This is a genomic window from Marinobacter alkaliphilus, assembly GCF_055394375.1.
The window spans coordinates 3,551,320-3,574,706 of the sequence record NZ_AP043751.1; the positions used below are offsets into that span (position 1 = coordinate 3,551,320).

The window sequence follows — 23,387 nt, forward strand, 5'->3', positions numbered from 1 at the left end:
TATCAACCTGAGTTACCCGCAATCGGGCTCTGAGCAGAAGATTGCAAAAGCGATGCCAGAACAAGCCTCAGGTTGATTCACCAAAGGGTGTCAGCCGTGTGGTTACCTCTGAGAATTCCACCTCTATGGCTTTGACAATGGGTTCTGCTTCATCCAGGTTGCCAGCTTTACCCGCCTGCTCAGCCTCCATACACAATGCCCCGAGACACGGCGCACCGATATTGATACAGCTGCCCTTGAAACTATGGGCGGTTTTGGCAAAGGCATCGGCGTCGCCTGCTTCCAGGTTCTGCCTGAGGCTGTCTAGGCGCGTTCGCGAGTCTGCCAGATAGGTCTGAATCAATACTTCAAACTCATCTTCCATGACATCCTGCAATTCAGCCAACGCCTCTTCGTCAAGATGTGGTTTGTCAGTCATCTGCAATCCTCTGCGTATCGTTGTGGCCGGAAGGCGCATTGTCGGCGAGTGCGGTTGACTCCCAATCATAAACGATTTCTACATGATTGCCGCGCCCATGCACCCTCAACTGCCGGGTCATCCGGCGCAATAGTTCAAGGCCGCGGCCCGCGTAACGTGTACCGGGCGGTAACCTCTGTTCCAACACCTTCTCAGAATAACTCTCAAAATCAAAGCCCTGCCCGCTATCCTCACAAACCACATGCAACCGACCGCCGGTATCCGTGGGCTGATGGCTCAGGGCAAACCGGATATAGTGGCCGTTGGTATGGGCCAGTCGACGTCTTCTTTCTTTGTAGTAGTGGCCAAATCCGTCGGGGGATGTTTTCCAATCCGACGGCAGTTCGAGCACGCCGTGTTCCAGGGCGTTGTTGTAGAGCTCGGACAACAGGGTGTAAACCTCACCGCTCTTGCGACGAAGACCAGGGACTTCCATACAAATGTGGAGCAGTAGGGGTAGCGGATTGAAATCCGCTAGCGTTCGCTCTCGCACTTCATAGACACAGTGCCAGTCGACCGGCCCGGACAGCGCCGATTCCGGCGCCCGGTCATTCCGTGCCTGGAGCTGTTCGTGATGAATGATTTCCAGCGCACACAGCGTCAGATCATCCGCGGCATCCGGTTTTCCGGTGAACATCCGGATGTGCTCCATCAACGCATCAAAGGGCTCCTTTGGTGGATCAAGATCCGCCAGAACCCGGTGTACGCCTGCTTCCCCGAATTGCTCACCCCGGACATTCCGTGATTCCGGGAAGCCATCAGTCATGATGACAACCTGGTCACCAGGTTGCACAGGCAGTACCGTCATGGAGGCCTGGAACTGATCGGGGGCCTGAACCCCCAACGGCAAATGCCGGGAGGGGATGGTCAGGTGTTTGCCATTGGCACGCACCAACCAGCCATCCGGCAATCCGCCATTCCAGGCGCGCAGCTGGCCCAGCTTGAAATCAGCATCGAGCATGGCCCCACAACAGAACATCCCCACCGGCAGGATCTTTTTCAGCTTTCGATTGATCTCAGAGAGAATGTCCGCCGCGCCAAACCCCTTGGTTGCCATGCCGTAGAAAATCTCGGCAACGGGCATCGCGCCGATGGCCGCAGGCAAGCCATGGCCAGTGAAATCTCCCAGAAATATCAATGTACCGCCCCCGGGACGTTCCGCCGCAAACAGTACGTCACCATTGAAGACAGACAGCGGGGAAGCGTGGTAGCGAATATGGGGGGCATTCAGGCATCCGGTATGGGCAACGTTGTCGAATACCCGCCGGGCGACCATCTGTTCCTCGACCAGTTGTTCGTGCTGTCGGCGGATCTGGTCCCGCTGGTCTGATAACACCTGGTGCATCTTGCGCATGCGATTGAAGGCATTGATCTTGGCTTCCAGGATCACCCGGTTATAGGGTTTCGCCAGAAAATCGTCCCCCCCAGCCTCCAGGCAACGAGCCAGCTCAGCGGCATCGGACAGGGAGCTCAGGAAGATCAGGGGGACCAGGCGTTCACCGGCCAGGGCCTTGATCTGCCGGGCCGCCTCCATGCCATCCATCCTGGGCATCAGCGCATCCAGCAGGACGATATCCGGCTGATGATCACAGAACATGGCAACCGCCTCTACGCCGTCCCTGGCCTCAACAACTTGATGGCCAAGTCGCCGAACCAGGGCAGAGAGGATCAGCCGGTCACTGTCGCTGTCTTCAGCGATCAGTACCTTCAGGGCGTCGGCCTCAGCCGATGCTGAAGAGTTGCTCAAAATTGGAGATAGAGAGGATGCGCCGGACATCGCTGTTGCAGTTCTCGATAGAGATACTGGCACTGTCTCCACCGGCATGGTCCCGCAACAGGAGCAACATACCCAGGGCGGAGCTGTCGAGGTAAGTGGTGTCGGAGAGGTCGATCACATAACGGTTGACGCTGGCATCACTGTGCTCATAAGCGTCTCGGAAGGCCTGATGAGTGCTGAAATCGAAACGGCCCTCTACCCGGATTGTCAGAGTCTGACCGTCGTCACTCCGGCGCGTTTCTATTGGCATTCCGTCACCCCCCGGCCCCTGTGTTCAACGATCATGGCAGTTCTCCCTGTTCAGCTTCTACCGTATCTGGGTAAGCATAGCCAAGTTAGCGAAAAATGCATCTGACATTACTGATTGAGATCAACCCGGCATGTCATCGATTTCGGCGGGCGAAGGCACGGCCGGCGGCTTCATCCGCCAACTTCTGATCCTTCATGTCCTGGTCCCGCTGTTCCTGTTGGCGACAGGATTCAATGTACTTTTCCATGCCCCGACGTCTCTCCCAGGCCTGCTGCCACTCTTTGCGGCGAACCTCGAACACCTGCTCGGCCTGCTGCAACTGGCGGTTCTGCTGGGCAATCACCTGATCGAGCTGGGCAATAAAGGCTTGCCAGGCCTGCAAGCGAGCCACGGGCACCACCCCCTGCTGGTTGGCACGGATCTGGTCACGGTATTCCTGCTGATAGCGTTCCAGGTTTTCCACCTGTTCCCGATGCGCTTCAGCCAGCTTGCGGGCCTCACCCATGCGCTCCAGAGCTTCCTGCTCCTTACGTTCTTCCAGGGCGAGTACCGGTTCCAGCCGCTTCGAGCGTAACATTAACCTTCACCACGCTCAGCGGCGGGGTTATGAACGGCCGTCTTGCGCCGTTCTGGCGAGCGGCGCTCCGGAACCACCTCCAGCAACTGTTCTATGCTCTCGCTCAAGGGGGCGGACTCGTTCAGCCCCTGTTGCAGGAATTGCCGCATATTACCGATGTGCTGAATTGCAAAGTCAGTTTCAGGGTCAGAGCCCTTGACATAAGCACCCACACTGATCAGATCCCGAGCCTGCTGGTAACGGGAATACACCTGCTTGAACCGCTGGGCGCGGGAGAAATGTTCGGCTTCGGTAACCTGAGGCATGACCCGGCTGATAGACGCTTCCACATCGATGGCCGGGTAATGGCCCTCTTCGGCCAACCGGCGGGACAACACAATATGGCCATCCAGAATCGCCCGGGCAGCATCGGCAATCGGATCCTGCTGGTCATCGCCTTCTGTCAGAACGGTATAAAAGGCGGTGATGGAGCCACCACCTGGCCGTCCGTTGCCGGTCCGTTCAACCAACTGTGGCAATTTTGCGAAGACCGAGGGCGGATAGCCTTTTGTGGCGGGCGGTTCCCCCACAGCCAGGGCGATCTCACGCTGGGCCTGAGCATAACGGGTAAGCGAATCCATCAACAGCAGCACCCGCTTCCCCTGATCACGATAGTACTCGGCAATACGGGTGGTCAGCATGGCGGCTCGCAGCCGCATCAGCGGCGAATCATCCGCCGGGGCAGCCACCACAACCGAGCGGGCCAGACCTTCCTCGCCCAGAATGTCTTCGATGAACTCCTTTACCTCCCGACCCCGCTCACCAATCAGGCCAACCACGGTGATATCGGCGTCGGTAAACCGGGTCATCATGCCAAGCAGCATACTTTTACCCACACCGCTGCCGGCGAACAGCCCCAGCCGCTGGCCCTGGCCCACAGTCAGCAAGGCGTTGATCGCCCGGATACCCACGTCCATGGACTGCCGAACCGGAGCCCGGTTCAGTGGGTTAATGATGTCTCCAGTCAGCTGGACCCTGGCCTCAGCCTGCAAAGGCCCTTTGCCATCCAACGGATCGCCGGCACCGTTCACTACCCGCCCCAGCATTTGCGGGCCGACCGGCACCAGGCTGGCCGATGACAGTGGAATCACCCTGGCGCCGGGCTTCAAGCCTTCGATGGCCGTTAGCGGCATCAGGTAAACCTTGTCTTCCTCGAAGCCAACCACTTCTGCTTCCACACTGCCGCTGCCTTCACCCTGAATGATGCAACGATCACCCACGACCATCGGGCAGCCAACACACTCGAGGGTCAGGCCCACCATGCGGGTCAGTCGACCAGACAATTCCGGTTCGGGTTCAGCAACAATGGCGCCCTGAAGCTGGCGCAGGCGTTCAGCCAGGCGGTAGGTCATCGTCCTCGCCCTGTTCTTCATCTTCGGCGCCGGCGCGATTACTCAACTGCCCCTCAAGCATGCCCTGTACCGCCTTCTGAAAGCGTTTCTCAACGGTGTAGTCCACCAGACTGTAGCGGGACTCTACTTTACATCCGCCAGGCATCAGGGTGTCGTCTTCGATGATTGAGGGACTGACTTCCAACCGTTCGGCCACTTCGCGAACCGGCTCAAGATCATCCGGGTGAATATGTATTCGGAGGTTATCGGCGGTGGAAGGCAAGGCCGCAAGGGCTTTACGGACCACCTGGCGAATCTGGGAAGAGTCCAGGCTCAGCTCCCGGTAAACCACCGCCCTGGCCAGCGCGGTGGTCAAATTGACCAATACAGATTCCAGTTCTTCCTCATGGCGCTGGATCGGCAACACCAGTTCGCCCAGCAAATGCTCCAGGCGACCAACCCGGGATTCCACTTCCTTTCGAGTCGCTTCTTCGGCCTGCTGCTGGCCCTGTTCCCGGCCCTCTGCTTCGCCGGCCTGAAGCCCCTGCTGGTGCCCCTCGGCACGGCCTTTCTCAAAGCCTTCCTGGTAGCCTGCCTCCCGGCCTTCCTGAAAGCCGTCTTCCCTGGCGGCCTGACGAATCTCTTCAAGATCCGCCGCTGTCAGCGGTTTGACTTCCTGCTCCTGAACCACCTGGTTGCCCCGTTCATCAAGCAGGGGAAGTTCCCACCGTTCCCAGGCGGTCAGCTGTTCTTTCGGAATGCGCTTGGTGTCCTGGTCTGAATCTTTCATCACATCATTTCTTCACCGGCACCACCAAGGGAAATCTCACCGGCTTCCGCCATCCGGCGTGCCACGGTAATGATGTCTTTCTGGGCGGCTTCCACCTCGCTGACTTTCACCGGACCCTTCGCTTCCAGATCGTCCTGCAGAAGTTCAGCGGCACGCTTCGACATATTCTTGAAGATCTTGTCCTTGACCGCATCATCAGCGCCCTTAAGGGCAACCACCAGCACTTCGGAAGATACTTCCCGGAGCAGCGCCTGAATGCCGCGATCGTCCACTTCCTTGAGGTTGTCGAAGACAAACATCAGGTCTTCAATGGTTGAGGCCAGATCCGGGTCCATGTCCTTGATGGAGTCCATCAGGTTACCTTCAATGCCACGGTCCATGAAGTTCATGATATCCGCCGCCCGTTTGACACCGCCAATCCGACTGGTCTGGGCTGCGGAACCGCCAGAGAACTGTTTTTCGAGAATGTCGTTGAGCTCCTGCAGGGCCTGGGGCTGGATGCTTTCCAGAGAAGCTACCCGCATCATGACATCAAGCCGGACTTTTTCATCCAGGGTTGCCAGAATTTCGGCGGCCTGGTCCGGATCAAGGTAGGAAATGACGATGGCCTGAATCTGGGGGTGTTCGTAACGGATAATATCGCCAACGGCCCGCGGCTCCATCCATTTCAGGGTATCCAGGCCCGTGGTGTTGCCGCCCACCAGAATCCGGTCAATCAAACTGGCGGCTTTGTCATCGCCCAGGGCCTGGGTCAGCATGGCCCGGATGTAATCGTCATTACCAACCCCGAGCCCGGTCTGGCCGCCCACGGCTTCGACAAACTGGTTCAACACAAAGGTGACGTCGTCTTTACTGATATCCCTCATCTGGGCCATGGCAACGCCCACACGCTGTACTTCTTTCGGGCCCATGTGTTTGAGCACCTCGGCGGCATCTGCCTCGCCCAGGGACATCAACAGTATGGCCGCCTGCTCGACACGCGGAATCTTGCGCTGCTGTTTTCTGGGGGTGTTATCCCCCTGGAACTGAGCGTTCTCTTCAGTCATCGACATTCACCCACTGGCGCATGACCTGAGCAACCCTGGCCGGGTCTTCCGCAATCAGGCCTTTGAGAGCATTCAATTGCCTATCATAACTGTCTGTGGCACCCGGCAAAAGCAGATCATCCTGAGCTGACATGGCGTCTCTGAGCGCATCGCCGCCCTCGATTCCATCCAAGCCACCGTAACCACCACCGTCAGATTCATCACTGCGCTCTTTGGTTCCCGCGCCAGAAAGGCTCTTGAGCGCGGGCCGTAGCAAGCCTAACACCAGAATCAGAATCACCAGGCCGGCCAGAACCTGCTTCATCAGGTCCCAGAACCAGGGCTGCTCCCAGAATCCAGGCGTCTCAAACTCCACCGATTCTTCCGGCGAAAACGCCGTGTTCATAACCGTCACACTGTCGCCTCGGGCGGCCGAGTAACCGACCGCATCCCGCACCAGCATACTCAGGCGCTGAAGTTCGGATTCCGGCCAGGGCTCGTAGGTAACCTGCCCTGTTTCCGGGTTCACCACCTTCATGTCATCCACTGCCAGGGCAACGGTTACCCGCTTGATACCGCCCAACTGCTGACGTGTATAGCTGACGGTGCGGTCCAGTTCATAGTTTCGGGTGGATTCACGACGCACATTCACCGGAGGTGCCGCGGGAGCACCATCACCTTCCTGGCCCGCTGCCTGTTCGGGCACGGTTGCATTGCCCGGGGGCTGGTTGCTCAAGGCGCCCGGAATGCCACCGTTCGCACCGGCACCGCGTTGTTCACTCAGCTCCCGTTCGCTGCGCACCGCCTGCTGTTCCGGGTTATACAGTTCTTCTGCCCGCTCCACGGCGGAGAAATCGAGATCTGCGGTGACTTCCGTACGGAAGCGTCCAATGCCGACAATCGGGGCGATCATTGACGCCACCCGGCGCGAAAGACGGTCTTCAACCCGCGCCGTATACTCGTACTGGTCTTTCATCTGGTCGGCATTAGCCCGGGTTTCGTCCCCGGTCAGCAGATTGCCGTTCTGATCCACCACCGTGACCTGTTCCCGGCTCATCATCGGCACGCTGCCGGCGACCAGGTTAACAATGGCGCGGATCTGTTCCTGTTCAGGCCGGCGACCGGCAAACACTTCCAGGAACACCGACGCCGTTGGCTCTCGGGCATCCCGGATAAACACCGAACGCTCGGGAATGGCCAGGTGTACCCGGGCATTGCGTACACCACGCATGGTGGCGATGGTGCGGGCCAGCTCACCCTCGAGACCACGGCGATAGCTGATGGTTTCCATGAACTGGGAGGTACCCAGCCCCCGGTCCTGATCCAGCAACTCGTAACCGATGGTACGCCGATCGGTCACCCCTTCGGCGGCCAGTTTCAGGCGGGCGTTATGAACTTCATTGGAGGGAACCAGAAGCGCGCCGGTGCGCGGGTCCATACGGTACTTGATGCCATTGCTGTCCAGAATCGTCGTGACATCCTGAGGGTTGTAGGCAGAGAGATCCCCCACAACCGGCTGGTAGTTGGGCTCCTGGGCCCAAAGCACCACGGCAACCCCCAGCGCAACACTGGCCGCCAGGCCGACCATCAGGCCAACCTGTCGCAACAGGTTCAGGCGGTTGAAACCCAGCAGAAGGTTGCTGCGGCTTTCAGGTGCATCCGCGTCCTGGGTTGCCGGCACGTCAGAGGCAGTGGTTTGTGCTGGTACGCTTGCCATGCGGGTGCTCCGTTATCAGATCGGCATATTCATGATGTCTTCGTACGCTCGTACCACCCGGTTACGCACCTGGGTGAGGGCCTCGAAAGACACACTGGATTTCTGGGCAGCAATCATCACTCGGGTAATATCGACATTGGGGTCTCCCATGTCGTAAGCCGTGCGCAGGTCGTTGGCCTGCTTCTGGGCATCATTCACACTGTTGACCGCATTGCCCAGCATATCGCTGAAACTGGGAATTTCCCGGGGTTCCTGAACGTTGCGCGGGCCGTCAACACGGCCACGAACCGATTGATCCTGCTCAATACGCTGGTTCTGCATCATCTGGGAACGCAGGGAACGGATATCTGACAGAACGCTGTTGATGTCGGCACGCTGAACCATATTTCTCTCCACACTAACCAGGCTAAGCCCTCGGGCTTCACTTGTTCGTTACATGGAGAGGACTAAGCAAATGGCAGGCCAGGAACACTTTACCTTTCTAATTCAATAGATTGAGGATCATTAATGTCAGAGGGCGTTAATCAGTGACGGACATTTGACGGAGACAGGTAGCAAGGACAGGCAGATAAATCAGGATAGAGGGGGGAGCCATTGGGGTCCTCACCGGGCAATTCGAGAAGTTGAGGTCATGAGAGATGCGGCACTCCCATGATTTTGTTGAGGAGTAGCGCAAAGAACGGTGGTTTGTAATCCACGACTGTGCGGTTATAATCGGTCGGGCTCAGGATGAGTCAGTTACAAACCACTATTCTTCAGGGACCGAAGTCATGCCCCAGGCAAGCGGATTGCAGTTCACCGCCCGTGTAGGCGAATTCCCCTCAGATCACTTTTCGGTAGTTGGCTTTAAGCTGGCCGAACAGCTGTCTTCCTTGTTTCATGGCCGGTTAGAACTGGCGAGCACCGACCCCGATGTGGCCGCTGCTGACGTTCTGGAACAACCGGTGGACCTGGTGGTGTGGCAAGACGGCCAACCCCTGCGGCGCTTCACCGGCGTGGTCAACGAGTTCGTCCGAGGCAACACCGGCCACCGCCGCACCGCCTATCAAGTGGTCATCCAGCCCCCGGCCTGGCGCCTGGACCTGATGCACAACAGCCGCATCTTCCAGACCCAGAGTACCGATGCCATCGTGCGCACCCTGCTGGAAGAGCGGGGCATCATTGATACGGTCTTTGACTTCAAGCGCCCCCCGGAAGAACGGGAATACTGCGTCCAGCACCGGGAAAGCGACCTGCAGTTCATTGAACGACTGGCCGCCGAAGAAGGCTGGCACTACCGTTACCAGCACGGCAGCGTGGATGGCGAAGAACAACCGGCCCTGATCATCGCCGACCACCATGGCGACGCCCCCAAGCTGGACCCGGTGCCCTGCAACACCCAGGCCGGCGGCAGTAGCAAACAGGCTTGCGTGTTCAGCTTCGCCTACGAAGAGCGCATCAAAGCCGCCTCCGTGGCCATGAAGGACTACACCTTCAAAAACCCCGCTTACGCCCTGATGCACGAACAAAGCGCCGGCAGCCCGAACCACCGCGAAGATTATCAACACTACGATTACCCAGGCCGCTACAAAGCCGACGCCAGTGGCCAGCCCTTCACCCAGGCCAGACTGGACGCCCTGAGAAACGACGCCTCCCTGGCCCAGGGCGAAAGCAACCGCCCGGACTTCACCCCAGGCGCCAAAGTGGAGCTGCAGGAACACGACAGCCAGAGCCTGAACCGGGAATGGCTGCTGACCGCCATCACCCACACCGGCAAACAGCCCCAGGCCATGGAAGAAGAGGGTGGCAGCGAACCCACCAGCTACCACAACGACTTCATCGCCATCCCGGCCGATAAAACCTGGCGGCCAGTGTGTGAACACAAACCCATGATGGACGGCCCCCAGATGGCCATCGTCACCGGCCCCGAGGGTGAAGAGATCCACTGCGACCAGTATGGGCGAGTGAAAGTGAGATTCCCCTGGGACCGCTATTCAAAGAACGACGAACACTCCAGCGCATGGCTACGCGTCGCCCAGGGCTGGGCCGGCGGCCAGTACGGCTTTATGGCTTTACCGAGAATCGGCAATGAAGTGATTGTGTCCTTCCTGGACGGCGACCCGGACCAGCCCATTATTACCGGCAGGACTTACCACGCCACCAACACACCGCCCTACGCGCTGCCGGAACACAAAACCCGGACCACATTAAAAACCAAAACCCACAAGGGTGAGGGTAGCAACGAACTGCGCTTTGAAGACGAAGCGGACCAGGAACAGATCTACGTCCACGCCCAGAAAGACCTGGACCTGCTCACGGAAAACAACCGCACCGAAGTCATCAAGAACGACAGTCACTTGACGGTGGAGAACAACCGCTTCAGCCACACCAAAGGCAACAGCCACCACACCGTGGACGGCGAGAAGCGCGAACAAACCGGCAAAGACCAGAGCTTCAACGTCACCGGCACCCTGCACCTCAAAGCCGGCACCGCCTGGCTCAGTGACTCGGGCACCGAGCTGCATATCAAAGCCGGTCAGAAAGCGGTGATCGAAGCAGGAGCCGAAATCACCCTGAAAGCCGGCGGCAGCTTCGTAAAGATCGACCCCAGCGGCGTGGCCTTGGGTGGTGCGAGTATCAAGATGAACGCCGGTGGCGCTGGTGGCAAAGGCAGTGGGCAGAAGGTGCAGGTGCCGGAGAGGCCGGGGTTGGTGGATGCCGGTGGGGCGTATACCGAGCCCGCTGCGCTGGTCACGGTCGGCCAGAGAACCAATGCGCAACCGGATGCCCAGATGCGTGCGCTGCAGGAAGGCAAAGCCCTGACCTCCATTTGCCAATCAGAAGAGAACACATCGGGAGATGGGTCCGATGCTTGATGTTTTCGAGGGACCTTCAAAAGCTAACAATCAGCTTCAGGACATGCATTTCAATTATGTCCTGATTGATGGCAGCAAACGCGCAGAGGCGGAACGCTGGCTGTACGAGCTTGTTGACACTCCGGACTATCGTAATCTGTTTGATGGCACTGAGTGGGCATCGATTCGCGATGTTGCACCGTTGCTGGTGAGCACTGACCGGGGCCACCCGTTGTTGGAAAAACTGTCTCTGGAGGGCAAAACGTTCGAGTGGGGCTACGCGATCGCCAGTGATGAATCGTTGGACGCGGTAGCTGCTCATCTATGCCGGTTTATCACGGTACGCCACCCTTTGGGCTATAGCGTCATGTTGCGGTTCGCCGATCCCACGGTTGCAAGGGTCCTGCTGGCTTCTTCCGGTGATGGCGGTGTGCCCGAATACTGGTCTCCGTTTACTGCGGTAAAACTCCCCGATGCTTTATGGGATGGTTGGCATCTTGAGGTGCGCCCGGACTCGTTGCCAGAGGTTGGCGTTGGAAGGAACACGGAGGGTAGCGCTTCATTTCGGCTGGGTGAACACACCCTCAGAGGTTTAACGGACACTGATCGGCGTACAACGTTGGTCAAATTGATCCAGCATTTTGAGACCTATTTCCCGAGTAGAGCCGCGCCAAATGTAAGGCAGGCTGTAATAAAGGATCTTAGGACCATCATGGAACAGGCGTTGGCCAACGGCTATGAATCGCTTCAGGCCTTGCTCCATTGGTGTACCGTGTACGGCTATCAGGGAGAGCTGTCACTGTGGGAAGCAGCGGCCTCTGGCATTTATGACCTTTTTCATCGGTGGCCAGGAACGGCCGCAGAAGCGCAGGCTAGAAAAGCAGCGATGATCGCCATGTCCTCAGCTGGAACCCAAGTGCAAGGAGAGCCTATCCATGGGTAAGCAACTTACTAACCCCATAACCGCCGCCGATCGCGCAAGCCTGGCAAGCGCCACGGCTCAAGGCGCCTGCCCGTTGACCCGGTCGGATATTCAGTTGATCCCGGTACGATACGCCTATGCCGATGAAGCGGCGGGACACCCCTCATTGGAGCCCCGGTTCAACCTCGAATTTCAGCCAATTGGCATCCGTCAGGTACGGGATGGTTACCTCTACTTGTTCCATTCCGATGCCCCGGACATTCTGCATGAGTACGAAGTCAAAGACGGCGGCGCGGTCACCAAGCGGTTATGGCAAGGTAACGAGGGCGCTCAGGATCAGCGTACTGGAACCCCGGATACTCCGGCCATCGTGGTGCCGCGCAGGGGGCATGTCGATGTCTTTTTCTCGTCCACACAGCTGACCGCGAAAAAGTGCAGCATGCTGATGCGCTGGGATGATTACCGTCGAGAGGTGATGCAGCGGGTGAGTCTATCTGGTTACTGCCCCATCAACGGCAAGCCGCAGTTGTTGAGCAAGGCAAATCTGGAATCGCTGCTGACACACCCAGATGCCCAAGCCGTGCCAATGGATGGGAAAACCCATTTACCCTCGTGGTACTGGGCACAAAATACACTGGATGCCGGCTCTGAACCGTTCGCCCATCGATTGCCAGCTTATGATCTGGACCATGCCTATATCGTGGTTGATGATTTTATGGGCCATATCGATGACCTGCTGGATGCCTGGGCGATTGTGGATACCAACCATAACGCATGGTTGGAGGCAGAGGACGCGAAATACTATCCGGCGCGCTTCATCAGCGATCTGATTCGATTGGATGACGAGCGAGTAGCCGAGCTGGCCCGCGCGTTTTCGGCGCAGGTTGAAGATGAAGATGCCAGGGCATTGTTTGAAAAGGTTGCTCAGGGGAGCCGCGACCAACATGTCCGGTTGAAAGAGCTGATCGACGACTTCCCTGAATATCAGCAAAGCGCCCGAAAGGTCGCTGGCCCCAGCACCTATAGCTATATGCCGTCCGACCATGAACGGGTCACCAGAATGCGTGACGCTGCTAAAGCGCTGGCAACAGAATTGGGCATGTCACAGCGTGACGTATTCAGTATCGTCGAATCCATGGCGGACTATCAGGCCGACCTTGTGGAAGGTTCTGCTCTCAGTGGTCAACAAGGTATCGCGGATTTGGTGAAGCTGGAAGACATGAACGCCTATCTGGAACAGGCTCAGCAACACCTGATGCAGTTCGCCGAGGAAAAACGACGGATCGTCACGGATATCCAGTCGTTACTAGCTACCTTTTACCTTCATGGTCATCTGCACGACCGGGAAAGCGATGCCGACTATATGGCGCTGCTGAAGATGGACAACGGTCTGATTGCGGTGCTTACGGAGTGGGCACAGTCATCGGGTGATTTTTCCTTCCTGAAGCGATTTTACTTTGAGGAGATCGGGCACCAGCATTTGATCTCCCTGGATCTGAAACCCGAGATCATCCCCGGCACATTAAAAGACGTAGTCGACGGCCTGAAAGCCATAATGGATGCCAAGCAAGCTCCTGCGGCATACAAAGAGTGGGTTCGGCTGGTTGAGCAGAGCCCCCATTTGCAATTTCCGTCGCTTTCAGAGGGCGCTGCCGCACAACTCAGCCACCATCTGGCTCAGCTCAACATTACCGGGCGATTGGCGGTATTCGAGCTGGTACAGGCGGTGGATGCAGCCGATCTGCATGGCCGACTGAAGCAAGTGTTCGAACGGATGGATCCTGGGCTTCGAGCCCACATCTTCGAGAACCAAAGGCTGTACCAGGTTGACCTGGAGATTGCAGATGCCGACAGCCTTGCCAGGCATGAATCTCTCGTGAAGGAAATCGAACGGCTGGCCAAGTTGCGTGAGGAGGTTTTGGAGCGGGAAAATCGCCTTCAGCAGCGGCATAGCGAGGCCAGCACCCGAGACCGTCGCCGATATAAACGAGAGTACGACGAACAGATCCAAGCTATTCGTGCTCAAAAGCAAGAGCTGACCCATCAGCTTCGGGAACGCGGGTTCAGATTATTGGATACATCCCCGTTAGAGGGTGAAAATCATAGCGGAGAGCTCTTGATTGCTGGGTTGACCCGGACTGCCTACGGCCGTGCTGTGCAATCCGAAGTCGATGAGCTGAAACGTCTGAGAGAGCGGGGCGGGCTTACCCGCATGATGGATTATGGCCGGGGTATGATCCACGGACAGGACACTCTGGATCTGCCGAAACGCATTGGTGGTCTTGGGCTTGTATCGTTCATGGGATTGGTTGGAGCCGTTGGAACATGGGATGCCTATAAGAAGCTGAGTAATGACGATCCAGATTCTAGTCGTTTGGAGGTGTTTTCTGGGGCTACCGGCACGATCGGTGCGGCGGCCAGTATCCTGACTATTGTCGGCAGCGCCCGCCTGAATTATTACTACCAGACCATCTCAGAGGCGGATGAAGTGCTCACCCGACTGGCCAGAGTAAATGTATGGGGAGGCACCATTGCGGCTTGGGCGGGGTTCTTTTCGGCGCTAGCTGATGGCGCCAAACAGTTCCTTGAACTAATCAGTCCGAAGAGCAATAACGGCGTTCGTTTTGGAAGTGGAATTGCCCTCGCTGGTGATGCACTGATCGCTGGCGGAAGTTGGCGAATGGCCCGAACTGGGTCAGCCGGTATTATCCACGTTATCCGTAAAACCTCCGTCGATATCACCTGGAAATCGGTAAACCGTGGAATGTTATCGTTAGCGGGTGATTTGTTTAGGGGGGTGAATGCTTACCTTTGGGTAGGCACGGGTTTGGTCTGCATAGGCAATTGGGTACAAAGCTATTATAAACGCACAGACGTGCAGCGCTGGTGTGAGCAGAGTGCCTGGGGCAATGACACCAAGGGTTGGGATACGGATCAGCAGCGCCACGAACTGGCCAAGGTCATTTACCAACCCACTCTGTCAGTGAAGGCAGAACAAGCCGCGTTGGATGGGCGCACGAGTTATTGCGCCTTCCGCCTGGAATTGCCCGGACTGAGTTCGCTGGAAGCGGATAACATGGAATGGGCAATCTTGCGGCAGGAAAGGACGGCCTGGGAGCCTGACCACGACTACTGGAATCAGGCCATTACTACCAAGAGTATGGGCTCGGTGGGCGTTGCCCTGGAGCTGTCCCTGACTGGAGCCGACCTGGATACGGCCGATGGGTTCTATTTGGCCTTCCGCTATAAGGCTGCAAACTCCCCCAACTGGTTGCCAGAGACAGACAAGGCGTACCATTACAAGCTGACCTTGCACGAGCATGGTAATTTGCCGATGGTCAGCGCTAACGAAACGAAAGAGTGGCAGCCGATAACACCTCTGGATGCGCCGGACACGCGATTGACCCCATTGATCATCAACTACCATGCACTGGTAAACCATCCCATTAAGTCCTGACTATGACCACAGCTAACGAAAGCCCATCACCAACTCAAACATCGCCTGAGCCCAACTGGGAAGCGGGTGTGCGCCGCACGACCCAAGAGGGACGACTGTTGGCCCTGGGTCCTGCACCTGTGACCACCGGCGAGAGGGGGGCGGACGTCAACGCTTGGATTCGACGAAAAACCGAGGGCTGGCTGGATTTGCAGAACGGCAACTTGTTGTTCGGCGCTGAGTTTTCCCTAATGTTCTTGAGCTTGAGCTTGTTATCGATTGGTTTCTTGGGGTTTGGTCTTATGTTCGCGGTGGGACCGGACCATTTAGGCAACTGGGATTGGGAGTCACCGCTTATCATGCTTGTTGGAAACCTCCTCATTTCTTTGCCTTGGGGGCTCTATATGCATTTCCTGGGCAACAAAGCAGTGAAAGAAACCCCTCCGGTGAGACTGAACCGGCAGCGCCGGGAAGTGGCCATGCCGCGCTGGACGGAAGGCAAGGAATATAAACTGCCATTTTGGAATGAAAGCGCAGAAGGATGGGCTTATGTGACGGTTGTATTCACCATTGTCGCTGTTTTCGCACCATTTATGTTGGAGGACGCAACAGAAGAGTATCGCAACACGATAGTAATGTGGGCCTTGGTTGTACTTGCAATAGAGCTTTCAGTCATCGGCACCTACCTTTTCATCGCCCTCCGCCTAAAGAAAAAACACGACCCCAAACTCGTCTACGAAATCTATCCCTGGGAAAAACTGGTCGCCTACATCGAAACCCGCCAGGACATTGGCCCCAGTTTGATGGCCACACACACGGTGCTCACCCTGGCGATTCCGAAGCCGGACGACCCGGAATCGGCCCTGGCCGCTGCCAGCATTAACGTCGGCCATGAAACGTCCGGCCTGGCTCAATGGGAGTGTATTCGCCAGTTTATGGAAAATGGCCCCGAGGCCTGCCCGGATCCGAAGGAGAACGAGACTCTGGCTCACTACAAAGCCAAATGCCGCCAGGCCCGTAAAGAAATGTCCTTGTTACCCTGGCTGGTCAAGAAAGTGGGCGACTGGTTCTTTCAGCGTTACCTGGCCCACATCATCACCGAACGCCGCATCAAGACCTTGGCCCTGAAAAACTTGCCAGAAGAATTGAAAGCCTGGTCCGCGCCTTTGCCCAAGGAACAGTGGGCCAAACCGTCTGAGGCACTGCAGAACCTGAACCAACAACTCGCACGCGCTTACGAACGTGGCCTGAAGTTCACACAGATGGGGCCCGTGTCTGAATGGCAAGCGGGTCGTGAGGAGAAGCAACAACAAAAGCGAGGCAGAGGTCTTTTCCGAGCCTGAGTCTCATGCTAAGGGAATCCCTATATCTTGATGCACACAACTGACGAGACCCCGTCATTGCCTCAGCCATTATCTGAGCCCAATTGGGAAGCAGGCCTGCGCCGCAGCACCAAAGATGGCCGGTTACTGGCGCTCAGTCCTGAGCCGGCGATGACAGGGGAACGGGCGGTAGACGTCAACACTTGGATTAGGCGAAAAACCGAGAGCTGGCTGGATTTGCAGAACGGCAACTTGTTGTTCGGCGCTGAGTTTTCCCTAATGTTCTTGAGTTTGAGCTTGTTGACTGTAATGGCGGCAGTGGGTTTCACCTTGGAAGTTGGCATCAACATTGGACGTTGGGATTGGGGGTTGCCTTTATTTGTACTTGTCGGAAATCTCTTGATCTCTCTGCCGTGGGGGCTGTGCATGCATTTCCTGGGCAACAAGGCAGTGAAAGAAACGCCACCGGTGAGGCTGAACCGGCAGCGCCGGGAAGTGGCCATGCCGCGCTGGACGACCGGAAAGGGCTTACAGCTGCCGTTTTGGAACTCAAACTCGGGCTTAATTGCATATATAGTTTTACTGCTCACCATAGGCTTTGTTTTTTCTGCTATTACGCAGGAGAATGCGTCCGATGAATATCGGAGCACATTGGTGTTTTGGGGATTGCTTATTCTAGGTACAGAAATCCTGGTAATAAGCACGTACCTTTTCATCGCCCTCCGCCTAAAGAAAAAACACGACCCCAAACTCGTCTACGAAATCTATCCCTGGGAAAAACTGGTCGCCTACATCGAAACCCGCCAGGACATCGGCCCCAGTTTGATGGCCACACACACGGTGCTCACGCTGGCGATTCCGAAACCCAACGATCCGGAATCGGCCTTGGCCGCTGCCAGCATCAACGTCGGCCATGAAACGGCCGGCCTGGCCCAATGGGAGTGTATTCGCCAGTTTATGGAAAACGGCCCCGAGGCCTGCCCGGATCCGAAGGAGGACGAGACTCTGGCTCACTACAAAGCCAAGTGCCGCCAGGCCCGTAAAGAAATGTCCTTGTTACCCTGGCTGGTCAAGAAAGTGGGCGACTGGTTCTTTCAGCGTTACTTAGCCCACATCATCACTGAACGCCGCATCAAGACCCTGGCCCTGAAAAGCTTGCCAGAAGAATTGAAAGCCTGGTCCGCGCCTTTGCCCAAAGATCAATGGGCCAAGCCATCCGAGGCGCTACAGGGGCTCAACCAGAAGCTCACTGATGCTTACGGGCGGGGCTTGCGTTTTACCCATATGGGGCCGGTGTCTGAGTGGCAAGCGGGGCGAGAAAAGAAGTCGCCACAAAAGCGGGGGGAGAGGCCGTTTCCGGGCCTGAGTCTCATGCTAAGGGAATCCCTATATCTTGATGCACACAGCTGACGAGACCCCGCCATTGCCTCAGCCATTATCTGAGTCCAATTGGGAAGCAGGCCTGCGCCGCACCACCAAAGATGGCCGGTTACTGGCGCTCAGTCCTGAGCCGGTGATGACAGGGGAACGGGCGGTAGACGTCAACACTTGGATTAGGCGAAAAACCGAGGGCTGGCTGGATTTGCAGATAGGGAACCTATTGTTTGGCACCGAATTTGCCTTGATGTTTCTAAGCTTGGGTCTGCTATCTATCGGTTTCTTGGGGTTTGGGTTTATGTTCATAGTTGGCCCGAACCAGTTTGGCCAATGGGCATGGGAGGCGCCATTGTTCATGCTTCTTGGAAACCTCCTAGTTTCTTTACCTTGGGGGCTTTATTTTTATTTCCTAGGTAACAAGGTGGTGAAAGGAACCCCGCCGATAAGGTTTAACCGGCAACGTCGAGAAGTAGCGATGCCTCGCTGGACGGAAGGGAAGGAATTCAAACTGCCTTTCTGGAATGATAGTGCTGCTGGTATCGCGTACATAGTCGGCCCTGCAAAACTGAAAAAGCCAATAATACCAGTGTGTTGAAGTGATTTCCGGGTATAATGTCCGCTACAAATCTCCCCGTTTCGCCCAAAAACCGGAAGAAAAGCCCATGATCCCACGGGATAAACGCCAAGCACCGCAGCGAGACCTGCTGGAAACCTACCTCGAAGACATCCTCAACCCCCGGCACGAACTGGTGCAGATGGGCAAGCGGATCGACTGGACGGCTTGCGAGCAGCATTTTGGTCAGCTGTACGCGGTGGAGGCCGGGCGTCCTGGGCTTCCCATCCGCTTGCACGTGGGCTTGCAGCTTCTCATGCACATGTACGCTTTGTCCGACCGGGATATTCTGGATCGCTGGGTGGAAAACCCCTATTGGCAACAGTTCTGCGGCGAAGTGATCTTCCAGCACCGGTTCCCGATGGACGAAACCACCATGATGCGGTTCCGCCACCGCATTGGCGAAGACGGAGCCCGTGAGCTTCTGACAATGAGCATCGCCCTGGGCCAGGATACCGGTGTCATCGCTCCAGAAAGCCTCAATACGCCCATGCCCGCCAGTTCAAGCGGATGCACCGGAATCTGGCCAAAGTCTGTAACGCCATCGTTGAACAGCGTCCGATGGAGCAGCGCTCCGAGCGCCTGAACCACAAGCTCCACCAGGCACTCCGGTTGCTGAACCAGTACGGTGACCGAACCGTCAAACCCCAGTTGTACAGTCTGCACGAACCGGACGTGGTGTGTATCGCCAAGGGCAAGGCCCGTACCCGGTATGAGTTCGGCGCCAAGGTCAGCGTGGTGACCACCGCCAAAGAGGGCTTCGTGCTGGATTGCCAGGCCCTGACGGGCAACCCCTACGATGGCCATACTGTCGACACGGCGCTCAAACGTGTCCTTCTGCACACCAGCAAAATGCCAGAACATCTGCTGGCCGACCGGGGCTATCGTGGCAGTGAAAGCACGTTCCTATCCCGGGTTCACATTACCGGAAAACGGCGTGGGCGTGGCAAGGCGCATCCGTCGTCTGTCAAGGTAGTTGGAACCTGATTCATTTTGGCTCTAATAAGCCACGCATTGCTCTTTAACAGTTTGTTCCTCGGGTAGCGGGTTTAGCCACACGGCTCCCACCGGTTCGCAGTTGCGGATACCGGTGGACCAGCGACCAGGGTTCTTTTCCTTGGCCCTGAGCAAGGTCATTTTTCGACTTGCCAGGATGTCTGCATCCTTTCCGGCGTGACGGTCAGCCGGTGTCACATAACGGATCGCGCTATGGCGATGCTCGTTGTTGTACCAGCGGATGAACGTGCTCACCCAGTCACGGCTCAGTTCAAGGTTCTCAAAGCCCTCATGCGGGTATTCCGGGCGCTGCTTGGTGGTGCCGAACAGTGACTCGATATAGGCATTGTCATTGGACACACGCGGTCGACTGTAGGAGGGCGTGACACCCAGCTTCTCGAACGTGGCCGGTAGCGTGCCGCCTTTCATGGGGCTGCCGTTGTCAGAATGCACCACCGGTGGATTGTTCACGCAGCCCTCGCGTAACAGTGCTTTGCGCAACACGGTTTCGCTGTTGACGGCGTTTTCCGCATCGAATACTTCAGCGCCAACGATCTTGCGGCTGTAGACATCGAGCATGAAGTACAGATAAAAGAACCGACCCCGAACCGTCGACTTCAAGTAGGTCACATCCCAGCACCAGACCTGGTTCGGTCGGCTGGCCTCATGACGGCGTGGTGGGCCGACTCGCCCGGAGTGGCGGGCACCCCGGCGGTGGTTCTCGTTATGTTCGCTCAGAACGCGGTAGAACGAGGATTCCGAGGCGATGTACCACCCATAGTCGTCCATCAGCAGCGGCACGACCTGAGACGGCGGCAGGCTGGCATAATCGGACTGGTGACAAACGGCCAGAATCATCGCTTTCTCCATGGCGGTCAGTGTGTGAGAGGGGGTGTGCTTCGGGGCGTTGGGCCGACCATCTTCACCACCGGCTTTCCAGCGGCGGTAAGTGTTGGTGCCAATACCCAGTTCGGCACAGGCGCTTTTTAGGCGCGCCCCATCGGTACGCGTTTCATCGACCAGCTGCACAGCATACTGGCGATCCAGGGCACTGGTCAGTCGTCCTCGTCCCCCCAGATCGCCTGGGCCTTTTTTCGCAGAGTCAGCAGGGCGGCTGTTTCCGCCAGTGCGGCTTCCTTGCGTTTCAGCTCACGTTCCAGTTGACGGGTGCGCTTTTTCTCGTGCTTGACCGCCTCACGGGAGCGTTTTTCAATCTTTTCATCGCGATCATTGGCGGCTTCACAGCTCTGACGCCAACGACGGATATGCTCGGGATAGAGTCCACGTTTACGGCAGTACTCGCCCAGTTCGGACTCACTAAGCGCGGCGGTCTCAAGCACGGCGTTGAATTTATCGCGCGAACTCCAGCCTTCCGGGTCTGAGCCGTGATCTGGCAACAGTTGACCATTCTTTCGGGCTTCGCTGCGCCAGTTGTACAAAGTAGCGTCTGAAATGCCTTCTTCTTCCGCTACTTCAGCCACAGGCCGGTTATTCGGTGGCAGTAACTTGCGAAGAATGGCTTCTCGGCGTTCCGGTGAATACTTCATAAAAACCTCTGTCTCGCCCCACTTCATTTAGAGAGTCTAACATCGGGTGGGGTTCCAACTACCTTGACAGAGGGGGCATCCGGACCAGCAACATCGGCGCAACAGTATCGAGCCGATCATCGGCCACCTGAAAAGCGATGGCCTGATGTTCCGAAGCTTCCTCAGAGGATTCCAGGGCGACAAGATACACGCGGTACTGTGCGGCGTGGGCCTGAACCTGAGGAAGGTTCTGAGGAAGCTCGCCGAGCTTCTTTGGCCTTATGAAAATGGACGGTATTTGCGGATGATTTTGGCTGTTTTATGGTCAATTTCGACATTGCCGGATGAATCAACAGAGACCGGTGAATTGCTGGTTATCTGAAAACGGCGTTTTTGCAGGGGCGACGAATTACATGGATATCACCAAGCCCCTGCCGGAGCTTCCCTTGCTTGAGCGATACCGCCCGCTGGATCCGACCACGGCAGAGCATGACCAGAAGACGGGCCGGCCAGCGCGCTACTGGCGGGATATGGACGATGAAACCTTCAAGAAGCACGTGGATCGGATGTTCACCGAAGTCACCATCATTGACGCCGCCCAGCGGCGCAATGTGATGGCAGAGAAGCTGCATGAATCTTCGCCTTTCTCCACATTCCAGAGGCGGAAATCAGAGCATCTTTTCGCCGATCAAGCACGCTGGAAATACTCTTACCCCAATGCTGCCTGAATTACAGCCCCACTGAGTTGCGCTCAACAAAGGTAGATCGGGGCATGTTCAAACCAATCGGATCGTTGGGGAGGATGTTCAGCAGCTTTGTTTGTGGACGGAAAAATCAGCCATTCTGATGTTATTCCCCCTCAGAAGAATCAGGTAGAGGAATTGAACCGGACAGAACTGGGTCGGTCCGCCAGTCTTCGTCTGCCGTGGGGTAATACCCTTAGGCCTGTGCCAGTTCAGACTCAAGATCGATTCCGGCGTCACGCATCTGGGCCAGTTTGTAGCGGAGCGTTCTGGGGCTGATTCCCAGTTGCTCCGCAGCCCGGTTACGACGGCCCCGTTCTTTCCTGAGCGTCTGGATAATAATACGGAACTCCTGCTGTCGCAGACCATCCCCCAGTGAACCGGCCTCGTGAAGCTCTTTACTGAGCGGTTCCGGTGCCGACTCCATCGGAACGGACTGGCTGGGTTCGGGCTCTGACGGCTGGTGATGAATCTGTGGTGCGACACTGTGCAAACCCGGTGAACTGAAATCGGCCCGGCCAGTGATCCCCAGCTCCAGGCACAAATCGCCCTCGTGAATCACATTGCCCTGCTGCAACACCAGCGCTCGCTGAATGGCATTATCAAGTTCACGAACATTACCAGGCCAGCCATGGCTGATCAGGGCCTTGCGGGCATCCTCCGCCAGGGCGATACCGGTAAGCTTCATTTTCCGGCAGTGCTTCTTGAGCAGGAATTTGGCCAGCGGCAGTATATCCAGCGGCCGCTCCCTCAGAGGCTGCCAGTGCATGGGAAACACGGTCAGCCGGTAATACAGGTCTTCACGGAACTTGCCCTCACGGACGTAATCCGCCAGGTCGCGGTTGGTGGTTGCCACGACACGAACATCCAGCGGGATGGTTTTTCGCCCCCCTACCCGCTCCACTTCACGCTCCTGCAACACCCGCAGGAGTTTAGACTGCAAGCCAAGCTCCATTTCGGAAATTTCGTCCAGCAGGATGGTGCCGCCATTGGCCTGCTCAAACTTGCCAGGGGACGACGCCACCGCACCGGTGAAGGCCCCTTTTTCATGACCAAACAGTATGGCCTCAAGCATGTTCTCGGGAATGGCGGCACAGTTAATCGCCACAAAGGGCTGATCTGCCCGGGGCGACTGCTGGTGAATATAGCGGGCCAGCACTTCTTTACCGGTGCCACTCTCACCGGAGATCATGACCGTGGAATCACTGCCGGCAACTTTCGCCGCCAACTGGAACATTCTTTTGCTGATAGGATCTTCCGCCACCGGTTCGTCACCGGATTTGGGTTTTGCTCCGCCAACCACCCTGGTGACCGCCTCCACCAGAACCTGAGGCTCGAAGGGTTTGACCAGATAATCAATGGCTCCGGACTGCATGGCAGACACCGCGTGGCTGATCTGGCCATAGGCAGTGATCAGCATCATCGGCAGCCCGGGATAATGACGCTGTACTTCCGCCAGCAGCTCGTGACCAGACATGCCCGGCATGTTGACGTCGCTGACCACCATATCGACGGGGTCGCGAGCCAGGGCGGCAAGCGCCTCCTGGCCGCTGGCAGCTTCCCGCACCCGGAACTTTGCCAGCTCCAGGGTCGTGACCAGCGCCTCCCGCAGGTCCCTGTCATCCTCAACAATCAGAATCTGGGCCTTCGCCATG

General features: G+C 57.1%; 17 protein-coding genes and 3 pseudogenes. 9 read left to right on the top strand and 11 right to left on the bottom strand.

The genetic code is table 11. The annotated features are described in order from the left end of the window. Nucleotides 1–67: 67 nt before the first annotated feature. From ACZ5Q2_RS16240 to fliE, 9 genes are all read right to left on the bottom strand, one after another. A complete protein-coding gene (locus tag ACZ5Q2_RS16240) occupies nucleotides 68–418 on the bottom strand; it encodes an Hpt domain-containing protein (RefSeq protein ID WP_061331806.1) in 351 nt (116 codons plus the stop codon). Then, nucleotides 411–2,204 carry a SpoIIE family protein phosphatase gene (locus ACZ5Q2_RS16245; protein ID WP_227510140.1) on the bottom strand — a complete coding sequence of 598 codons (1,794 nt, stop codon included), beginning with the start codon at nucleotides 2,202–2,204 and terminating at the stop codon, nucleotides 411–413. The genes ACZ5Q2_RS16240 and ACZ5Q2_RS16245 overlap by 8 nt, the downstream gene beginning before the upstream one ends. Next, nucleotides 2,179–2,484 (bottom strand): STAS domain-containing protein, encoded by a 306-nt coding sequence (locus ACZ5Q2_RS16250; protein ID WP_058090171.1) that lies wholly within the window; start codon nucleotides 2,482–2,484, stop codon nucleotides 2,179–2,181. Before ACZ5Q2_RS16250 ends, ACZ5Q2_RS16245 begins: the two co-directional genes overlap by 26 nt. Before the next feature lie 133 nt (nucleotides 2,485–2,617). Beyond that, nucleotides 2,618–3,061: a flagellar export protein FliJ gene (gene fliJ, locus ACZ5Q2_RS16255; RefSeq protein ID WP_058090172.1), complete on the bottom strand. Its 444-nt coding sequence runs from the start codon at nucleotides 3,059–3,061 to the stop codon at nucleotides 2,618–2,620. After that, on the bottom strand, nucleotides 3,061–4,452 hold the full coding sequence (gene fliI, locus ACZ5Q2_RS16260; RefSeq protein WP_061331804.1) for a flagellar protein export ATPase FliI: 1,392 nt from the start codon (nucleotides 4,450–4,452) through the stop codon (nucleotides 3,061–3,063). Before fliI ends, fliJ begins: the two co-directional genes overlap by 1 nt. Next, nucleotides 4,433–5,221 carry a flagellar assembly protein FliH gene (locus ACZ5Q2_RS16265; protein ID WP_061331803.1) on the bottom strand — a complete coding sequence of 263 codons (789 nt, stop codon included), beginning with the start codon at nucleotides 5,219–5,221 and terminating at the stop codon, nucleotides 4,433–4,435. Before ACZ5Q2_RS16265 ends, fliI begins: the two co-directional genes overlap by 20 nt. Continuing rightward, entirely contained in the window at nucleotides 5,221–6,267 is a 1,047-nt protein-coding gene (gene fliG, locus ACZ5Q2_RS16270; RefSeq protein WP_058090175.1) for a flagellar motor switch protein FliG, read from the bottom strand. Before fliG ends, ACZ5Q2_RS16265 begins: the two co-directional genes overlap by 1 nt. Continuing rightward, nucleotides 6,260–7,963: a flagellar basal-body MS-ring/collar protein FliF gene (fliF, locus tag ACZ5Q2_RS16275; protein ID WP_432210681.1), complete on the bottom strand. Its 1,704-nt coding sequence runs from the start codon at nucleotides 7,961–7,963 to the stop codon at nucleotides 6,260–6,262. Before fliF ends, fliG begins: the two co-directional genes overlap by 8 nt. Nucleotides 7,964–7,978: 15 nt before the next feature. Further along, nucleotides 7,979–8,347, bottom strand: coding sequence for a flagellar hook-basal body complex protein FliE (fliE, locus tag ACZ5Q2_RS16280; RefSeq protein ID WP_072677674.1), 369 nt, complete (start codon nucleotides 8,345–8,347; stop codon nucleotides 7,979–7,981). 386 nt (nucleotides 8,348–8,733) lie between these two features. On the opposite strand from fliE, the gene ACZ5Q2_RS16285 reads away from it, so the two are divergent. From ACZ5Q2_RS16285 to ACZ5Q2_RS16315, 7 genes and pseudogenes are all read left to right on the top strand, one after another. Beyond that, nucleotides 8,734–10,818, top strand: coding sequence for a type VI secretion system Vgr family protein (locus ACZ5Q2_RS16285; protein ID WP_464597164.1), 2,085 nt, complete (start codon nucleotides 8,734–8,736; stop codon nucleotides 10,816–10,818). Then, a complete protein-coding gene (locus ACZ5Q2_RS16290) occupies nucleotides 10,811–11,740 on the top strand; it encodes a DUF4123 domain-containing protein (protein WP_230714321.1) in 930 nt (309 codons plus the stop codon). Before ACZ5Q2_RS16285 ends, ACZ5Q2_RS16290 begins: the two co-directional genes overlap by 8 nt. After that, complete coding sequence (locus ACZ5Q2_RS16295) at nucleotides 11,733–15,176, top strand: toxin VasX (RefSeq protein ID WP_230714323.1); 3,444 nt, start codon at nucleotides 11,733–11,735, stop codon at nucleotides 15,174–15,176. The genes ACZ5Q2_RS16290 and ACZ5Q2_RS16295 overlap by 8 nt, the downstream gene beginning before the upstream one ends. A gap of 2 nt (nucleotides 15,177–15,178) precedes the next feature. Beyond that, complete coding sequence (locus ACZ5Q2_RS16300; RefSeq protein WP_230714325.1) at nucleotides 15,179–16,498, top strand: hypothetical protein; 1,320 nt, start codon at nucleotides 15,179–15,181, stop codon at nucleotides 16,496–16,498. 30 nt (nucleotides 16,499–16,528) lie between these two features. Beyond that, complete coding sequence (locus ACZ5Q2_RS16305) at nucleotides 16,529–17,887, top strand: hypothetical protein (protein WP_230714327.1); 1,359 nt, start codon at nucleotides 16,529–16,531, stop codon at nucleotides 17,885–17,887. Next, nucleotides 17,874–18,449, top strand: a complete 576-nt coding sequence (locus ACZ5Q2_RS16310) for a hypothetical protein (protein ID WP_230714329.1) — start codon at nucleotides 17,874–17,876, stop codon at nucleotides 18,447–18,449. Before ACZ5Q2_RS16305 ends, ACZ5Q2_RS16310 begins: the two co-directional genes overlap by 14 nt. A gap of 67 nt (nucleotides 18,450–18,516) precedes the next feature. After that, nucleotides 18,517–19,427: pseudogene (locus tag ACZ5Q2_RS16315) on the top strand (transposase); the annotation flags it as partial. Between the two features lie 39 nt (nucleotides 19,428–19,466). On the opposite strand, the pseudogene ACZ5Q2_RS16320 reads toward ACZ5Q2_RS16315, so the two are convergent. After that, a pseudogene (locus ACZ5Q2_RS16320) lies at nucleotides 19,467–21,037 on the bottom strand (IS3 family transposase). 43 nt (nucleotides 21,038–21,080) lie between these two features. Between ACZ5Q2_RS16320 and ACZ5Q2_RS16325 the strand changes: the two are divergent. After that, nucleotides 21,081–21,371, top strand: a pseudogene (locus tag ACZ5Q2_RS16325) (IS5/IS1182 family transposase); the annotation flags it as partial. Between the two features lie 31 nt (nucleotides 21,372–21,402). Continuing rightward, entirely contained in the window at nucleotides 21,403–21,717 is a 315-nt protein-coding gene (locus ACZ5Q2_RS16330) for a hypothetical protein (RefSeq protein ID WP_230714331.1), read from the top strand. 211 nt (nucleotides 21,718–21,928) lie between these two features. Here ACZ5Q2_RS16330 and ACZ5Q2_RS16335 read toward each other — a convergent pair whose 3' ends face one another. Beyond that, nucleotides 21,929–23,386 carry a sigma-54-dependent transcriptional regulator gene (locus ACZ5Q2_RS16335; RefSeq protein ID WP_432210680.1) on the bottom strand — a complete coding sequence of 486 codons (1,458 nt, stop codon included), beginning with the start codon at nucleotides 23,384–23,386 and terminating at the stop codon, nucleotides 21,929–21,931. Nucleotide 23,387 lies beyond the last annotated feature (1 nt).

Excerpts from the sequence above, each read along its gene's own strand:
- ACZ5Q2_RS16295 (WP_230714323.1), top strand. The coding sequence starts at position 11,733 with ATGGGTAAGCAACTTACTAACCCCATAACCGCCGCCGATCGCGCAAGC.
- ACZ5Q2_RS16285 (WP_464597164.1), top strand. The coding sequence starts at position 8,734 with ATGCCCCAGGCAAGCGGATTGCAGTTCACCGCCCGTGTAGGCGAATTC.
- ACZ5Q2_RS16305 (WP_230714327.1), top strand. The coding sequence starts at position 16,529 with ATGCACACAACTGACGAGACCCCGTCATTGCCTCAGCCATTATCTGAG.
- fliE (WP_072677674.1), bottom strand. The coding sequence starts at position 8,347 with ATGGTTCAGCGTGCCGACATCAACAGCGTTCTGTCAGATATCCGTTCC.
- ACZ5Q2_RS16250 (WP_058090171.1), bottom strand. The coding sequence starts at position 2,484 with ATGCCAATAGAAACGCGCCGGAGTGACGACGGTCAGACTCTGACAATC.
- ACZ5Q2_RS16265 (WP_061331803.1), bottom strand. The coding sequence starts at position 5,221 with ATGAAAGATTCAGACCAGGACACCAAGCGCATTCCGAAAGAACAGCTG.
- ACZ5Q2_RS16290 (WP_230714321.1), top strand. The coding sequence starts at position 10,811 with ATGCTTGATGTTTTCGAGGGACCTTCAAAAGCTAACAATCAGCTTCAG.
- fliI (WP_061331804.1), bottom strand. The coding sequence starts at position 4,452 with ATGACCTACCGCCTGGCTGAACGCCTGCGCCAGCTTCAGGGCGCCATT.
- ACZ5Q2_RS16300 (WP_230714325.1), top strand. The coding sequence starts at position 15,179 with ATGACCACAGCTAACGAAAGCCCATCACCAACTCAAACATCGCCTGAG.
- fliJ (WP_058090172.1), bottom strand. The coding sequence starts at position 3,061 with ATGTTACGCTCGAAGCGGCTGGAACCGGTACTCGCCCTGGAAGAACGT.
- ACZ5Q2_RS16330 (WP_230714331.1), top strand. The coding sequence starts at position 21,403 with ATGGATATCACCAAGCCCCTGCCGGAGCTTCCCTTGCTTGAGCGATAC.
- ACZ5Q2_RS16310 (WP_230714329.1), top strand. The coding sequence starts at position 17,874 with ATGCACACAGCTGACGAGACCCCGCCATTGCCTCAGCCATTATCTGAG.
- ACZ5Q2_RS16240 (WP_061331806.1), bottom strand. The coding sequence starts at position 418 with ATGACTGACAAACCACATCTTGACGAAGAGGCGTTGGCTGAATTGCAG.
- fliG (WP_058090175.1), bottom strand. The coding sequence starts at position 6,267 with ATGACTGAAGAGAACGCTCAGTTCCAGGGGGATAACACCCCCAGAAAA.
- ACZ5Q2_RS16335 (WP_432210680.1), bottom strand. The coding sequence starts at position 23,386 with ATGGCGAAGGCCCAGATTCTGATTGTTGAGGATGACAGGGACCTGCGG.
- fliF (WP_432210681.1), bottom strand. The coding sequence starts at position 7,963 with ATGGCAAGCGTACCAGCACAAACCACTGCCTCTGACGTGCCGGCAACC.